Raw genomic sequence first — 5,251 nt, forward strand, 5'->3', positions numbered from 1 at the left:
GTTCTGTAAATTAAATAGCTGTTAATTATTTAATGTATCTTTTAAATATAAACTAAGTGCTATTGGATAAACGTTATTCTATGGAATAACAATTTTTTAATTTCTTCGAAGAAAACTAAAGTGCATCGCTAATTTTTTAGAAAGATAAAAAGCCTCTTTTTAATTTGGAAATTGCTAAAACTAATATCCATTTTAATAGAGATAACCTTAAAAAGCTATCTAAGCAGGACAGGTCTTGGCTTCGAAGACCTGCTTCTTCGTAGAGCCCTGTCACGATTAATAGGCTTTTAAGTAGTTGGATTATTAAAAGAAAGTTAATTATACCAGTTTCCATATTGAAGAGAAGCCTTTAACTCTCTTTATAATTAAGATCACACTTAATAATCTACGAAGAAAAATTAAAGATACAACTTCATCAAATAACGTCTGTAAAATTAACGTGTAGAAATTTTAGAGACGGTACTTTAAAACTAGCAATCTATATAATTTACAGAGCCCGCAGGGAGCGTTGACTGAGCGGTCAACGCTCCTATTGCTGGTTCGCAAAATATTTATATTCCTAAATACTCAAACCAGTCAAAATAAGCTAAATTACTGCTGGCTGCACCATTAGAACTTGCATATAATCCTAACTCAGTGCCAACAAAACCTCCTGCAACATCTGTACTTAAAATTCTTCCGTCTACATTCTCAATCAATGTCTTGTAATCTTTGGAGGTTTCTCCAAAATAGAAACTATAATCTTGACCGTAAGCTTCAACTCCATCTAATGGAAGCTGATCCGGTCTATCCAAAACATGTCCTATCTGCTTCCAATTTACAAGATCTCTGCTATGAAAAATTGGTACACCTGGATAGTATGCAAAGCTTGACGTAACAAGATAGTAATCTTCATTTACTCTGCAGATTGAAGGATCTGGATAAAATCCTGATAAAATAGGGTTTTGAAAAGTTTTCATAATGTTATCACCTCTATATTTTTTTAAAAATAAAACCGCTGTAAAGCTTTAATATCAGATTACAAATGAATTCCATGGGCTTGGAAAGTGTAATTCCTGATAGATTTCAACTTTCACAGCGGCTTTATGCTATATACCAGATGTTTTACGCATCGTCATATATAAATAGCTAAACTAATAGTACCTTTTACATTGTTGGCTATCAATTTAATAAATTACACAAAATAGCCCCTAAAATTAAAGGTATCTTTTAATTAATTGTTTTTTAACAAAACATTTCCGAAGTTCGATGTACTGCTCCAGGACATTCCTGTTGAATCACACCAGGTGGCAATGCTGTCTCTTGTTCCATCGCCATCTTCGTCGTTATTAACCTGGAAATCCACGCCTAACATATCACCAGCTTTTGGAGTAAGTACATTAAGCGGTATTGCTGCCTCTACAATATATCCTGTTGCAGTCTTTGATGTAGCCGATTTAAAATCAGCAGTATCACAGTTTCCTCCAAAAGATTTTTCGTTATCGAAATTAATTCTGTATTGTCCATCATTAGAATCATAGGCAGTTGCTTTATCATTAAGCTGATCTATAAATATCTCTACAGAATCCTGCTCCCATGAGTTATTACTCTTCTTGCTTAAATTGTTATCAGTCACATCAGCTAAGACATACAAGTATTTTTCATCCCACATAGTCCTAACTTTAGCAGTTGAACCTGAAGTTCCTTGAACCAACTTATTTGTTTCTGCAGCAGCTGCATTTCCCCATATCTTATCGATGCTGCCATCTACAACCGGAGTTCCTTTTATCGCATAAGTTAATTTAGATTCATTTTGAAGAATTAAATCTCCGAAATTGGCCGGCACTTTTCTTTGCTTATTCGTAGTGTCATTCCACACAGCTTCTGAAGACAATTTTCCTTTTTTGTTGTAATCTTTTACTTTGAAATCAATTCCAAGCTTATTTCCCACCGCAGGTTTTACATCACTGATTGGTATAACTGCCTGAAGTGTGTAACCTCCTTTTACAAGTTCAGCCTTATATGTTATCTTGCTGCTGCCTTTCTTGTGTGAGTAAATATCGTAATATTTATCATCGCTCTGATAAGAAGCTGCTTTATCATAGTTTTTATCGATATATATCTCTATTCCGTCTTTTTTATTAGGCGTCGTATCTTTTACATTAGCCATTATATATAAATTCTTACTATCCCACATGGTTTTTATCTTCGCTGTAGCACCGCTTTTTCCCTTAACAAAATTATCAGCATCAACAGATTTAGCTACTCCCCATAAATTATCCGGAGTATCACTTAAGACTGGTGTTCCTTCTGTCGCATATGCCTCATGTCTCTGTACCGGCAATTTAGAAGGATCAACTATTCCCCAGAATGCAGGTTTTGCCTGAAGCTTCCTATCGAAAAGCAGCGGAGCATCTTTTCTTCCCTTAACAGGAGTATTATCCAGCCAAGTATCGTCATCTGAATTTCCCCACATAACAACCATGCTTAGATTTTCCTTTTTTGCTTCTTCCTTAAATACATTAAAAATATCCCTATACTGATACGCCTGCTGCAATAAAATATCGTTAGTTGCATCTTTTTGTTTCTCACTACTGCCGCTATATATTGACATATCCATTTCTGTAACTTGAACTGTAAATCCTGATCTGTATTTCTTTAAAGATGATAATTTTTCAATGCATTCCTTGACCTGCTTAACTTCTGGGCTATACATAGATATATGCATCTGAATGCCAATACCGTCGATCGGAACTCCCTTTTTAAGCAATCTCTTAACAAGAGTGTACATTTCATTCATCTTTCTTGTACTTGATTCAAGCCCATAATCATTTATTATAAGCTTTGCATTTGGATCAGCTTCATGTGCATATTTAAATGCCAGTTCTATATAATCGCTGTCATATCCATCTCCGTCCACATCACCTATAATTCCCTTCCATTTTGAATTTTCACTGTCACCTCTTAATCCACTAGTATCGGAAAGCACCTCATTTACAACATCCCAAGCATATACTTTACCTTTATATCTTCTAGCTACTGTACTTATATAAGTTTTTAGTCTACCAAGTAATTGCTGTCTGGTTGCAGGCTTTGATGAGTCCTTAGGATCAGTAAAGAACCAGCTTGGAACCTGATTATGCCAAAGCAGTGTATGTCCTCTAAGAATCATATTGTTTTTTTGAGCATAATCAACTATTTTATCAGCATCTTTCCAATAAAAATTTCCTTCTGTTGGCTCAAGAGCATCTGGTTTCATTGCATTACCGGCAACTATTGTATTATATTGATAATTAATAAACTTAGCATGAATGTTGCTGCTATCAATCAAATCAGGATTAATTGCTGCACCTATAGGAAAATAATTTTTAAATACCTTTTTTAATTGAAGAATATTCCTTTGATAATCTATAGAAGCAGTTTGAGTAACTGCTGCATCGTCTATATAGAAATCCATAGTATCATCCTTAGTCACTTGATCATCAGCTTTATATGGTACTTCTATATACATTGAATACTTTGTAAGATTTGAATTATTGGGGACTGTGTAATCCCCTTCCAATAATGTCCACTTACCCTTTTCAGCATTTACTGATCCGGCAGAGGCATAGCTTGCAGTTCCCAAGATTATATTTTCAAACTGTAAATTAAATGCCTTTGTACTAGGTCCATCATTATATTTTACCCATACTGCAAAGTGGTAGGTTCCGCCTTTTTTTAATATTGATGTCATATCTTTAATCGGACCTTCCCAAGTCTTAGTTCTTCCTGTAATTTTTAAACTGCGTTTTCCTGCGTGAAATTCATCAGTAGTATAAGAAACCTCAGCTGAACCTCTTGCACTCCAGCTAGAATCATTAACATTTTCAAAGTCCCCATTATCCAATAAATTCTGACTTTTCGTATCTGCAAAAGTTACCTTAACGTTTACATTTGTTAGTATTCCTAAAATCATAAACAATGACATGATAACGCATGTCATTCTAAAGCACTTTTTACTAATCAACATTTAATGTTCCTCCCATACTAAAAATTTATGAATTACCTTATTAATTAGTCTGCAAGAAAAAATGCATCTGGTGATCCTGTAAAACATCAGATGCATTTCAATATATAAGTCAATTAACTATTAATCTATAATATGGAGTAAGTATGTAGCAAAAATCCAGTATTTATATTCTAAATCAATCAGCCCTTTACACTTCCTACATTTATTCCGCCTACAAAGTACTTCTGAAGAAATGGATAAACCAGAAGTATAGGTACAGCTGCAACAACAGTAATCGCTGCCCTCATAGATTGAGGTGTAAGTGTACCTCCTGCTGACTGCCCACTTCTAGCCGCAGCAGCAGAGTTATTCGCTGTCTGCACAGCACTGGCTGCACTTCCCTGATTCATAGAGTTTGCCAACAGCTTCATTAGCTCATATTGAAGTGTGCTTAAGCTTTGCTTTGATGAACAGTAAATAAAAGTGTCGAACCAAGAATTCCATGCACCTACTGCTACAAATAAACCTACTACTGCTAGTGCAGGCTTACAAAGAGGAAATATTACCTGAATAAATATTCTAAACTCTCCTGCACCATCAATCTTCGCAGCCTCTATCATAGCTTCAGGCAAACCCACTATATAAGTTCTTATAATAATAAGATTAAATGCGCTTACCAGGCCCGGAATAATATATACAAGAAAATTTCCAGTAAGGTGAAGGCCTTTTATTAAGAAATACACAGGTATCAAGCCGGCATTAAAATACATTGTCATAACAAAGGCAACAGTTATTAGCTTTCTGAACACATACTCTCTTCTGCTTAATGAATAAGCAAGCATAGTAGTCAGGAATAAATTAAGTATTACAGCTAAAACCGTCCTAGCTACAGATACAAGAAACGCATGGTATACAGTACCGGTAGCAAAAACCGAACGATAATTATAAAGTGTCCACTCTCTTGGCCATATATAGATACCGCCCTTCATCGTGTCTGAAGCATCATTAAAAGATATTGCTACAATATTTAAAAAAGGATAAAGTGTTACAATAACAAGTATTAGCATAAATATTGCATTAAATGTATCAAATATTCTATCTCCTACACTAGGAGCATATGCTTTCTTTTTCATTTATATACCCTCCCTACATCAACGGTTAGTGTAAAGTTTTTTACACTATTCTTTTAAAAATTTCTTTATATATCAAGGGTTACAGAGTTTTTTTGTATAAAAAAAACAATGACCCCCAATTTCATGTTATAATTGAATCTCTAACCAAACA

General features: G+C 34.5%; 3 protein-coding genes. All 3 read right to left on the reverse strand.

The window, feature by feature from the left end:
• Positions 1–551: 551 nt before the first annotated feature.
• Positions 552–959, reverse strand: a complete 408-nt coding sequence (locus CLORY_RS24135) for a family 43 glycosylhydrolase (RefSeq protein WP_169911729.1) — start codon at positions 957–959, stop codon at positions 552–554.
• 254 nt (positions 960–1,213) lie between these two features.
• Complete coding sequence (locus CLORY_RS22345) at positions 1,214–3,988, reverse strand: endo-1,4-beta-xylanase (RefSeq protein ID WP_079428725.1); 2,775 nt, start codon at positions 3,986–3,988, stop codon at positions 1,214–1,216.
• Between the two features lie 179 nt (positions 3,989–4,167).
• Positions 4,168–5,100 (reverse strand): carbohydrate ABC transporter permease, encoded by a 933-nt coding sequence (locus tag CLORY_RS22350; protein ID WP_079428727.1) that lies wholly within the window; start codon positions 5,098–5,100, stop codon positions 4,168–4,170.
• Positions 5,101–5,251 lie beyond the last annotated feature (151 nt).

This window comes from Clostridium oryzae (assembly GCF_002029235.1).
GTDB lineage: Bacteria > Bacillota > Clostridia > Clostridiales > Clostridiaceae > Clostridium_AE > Clostridium_AE oryzae.

Bases quoted from the DNA above. Each gene is read 5' to 3' on its own strand.
- CLORY_RS24135 (WP_169911729.1), bottom strand. From the start codon at position 959: ATGAAAACTTTTCAAAACCCTATTTTATCAGGATTTTATCCAGATCCT.
- CLORY_RS22345 (WP_079428725.1), bottom strand. From the start codon at position 3,988: ATGTTGATTAGTAAAAAGTGCTTTAGAATGACATGCGTTATCATGTCA.
- CLORY_RS22350 (WP_079428727.1), bottom strand. From the start codon at position 5,100: ATGAAAAAGAAAGCATATGCTCCTAGTGTAGGAGATAGAATATTTGAT.